Source organism: Phaeospirillum tilakii (genome assembly GCF_042683125.1).
GTDB lineage: Bacteria > Pseudomonadota > Alphaproteobacteria > Rhodospirillales > Magnetospirillaceae > Phaeospirillum > Phaeospirillum tilakii.
Genome location: NZ_JBHUIY010000120.1, coordinates 1 through 591, shown reverse-complemented (window position 1 = coordinate 591; position 591 = coordinate 1). Strand labels below are relative to the sequence as shown.

The 591-nt window shown below is 62.4% G+C and carries 1 protein-coding gene; it reads right to left on the bottom strand.

Going from position 1 to position 591, the window contains the following annotated elements:
* The coding region (gene nrdD / locus ACFSNB_RS18945; protein WP_377319350.1) for an anaerobic ribonucleoside-triphosphate reductase at positions 1-591 on the bottom strand (591 nt) is incomplete at both ends.

Below are 591 nucleotides of genomic sequence, written 5' to 3'. Positions count from 1 at the left end.
TGTCCTCGGCGTCGGCGGTGAAGTTGCGGATCAGCTCGTTGACGCCGTTGATGCCGATGGTCGAGAAATGGTTGCGCAGGGTGCCGAGGTAACGCCGGGTGTAGGGGAACAGCCCGTCATCGATGTGACGCTGGATCACCTTGCGCTTGATTTCCAGGCTGTTGCGGGCGATGTCGAGCAGATGGTCGAGCTGGCGGAACAGCCCGGCCTCGTCGCCGCGATGGGTGTAGCCGAGCCGGGCGCAGTTGATCGTCACCACGCCGACCGAGCCGGTCTGCTCGGCGCTGCCGAACAGGCCGTTGCCGCGCTTCAGCAGCTCGGTCAGATCGAGCTGGAGCCGGCAGCACATCGAGCGGATCATGTGCGGCTTCAGTTCGGAATTGAGGAAGTTCTGGAAATACGGCAGGCCGTACTTGGCGGTCATCTCGAACAGCCGGGTGGCGTTCTCCGACTCCCACGGGAAGTCGGGGGTGATGTTGTAGGTCGGGATCGGAAAGGTGAACACCCGGCCCTTGGCGTCGCCCTTGGTCATCACCTCGATATAGGCGCGGTTGATCATGTCCATTTCGGACTGAAGATCGCCGTAGGTGA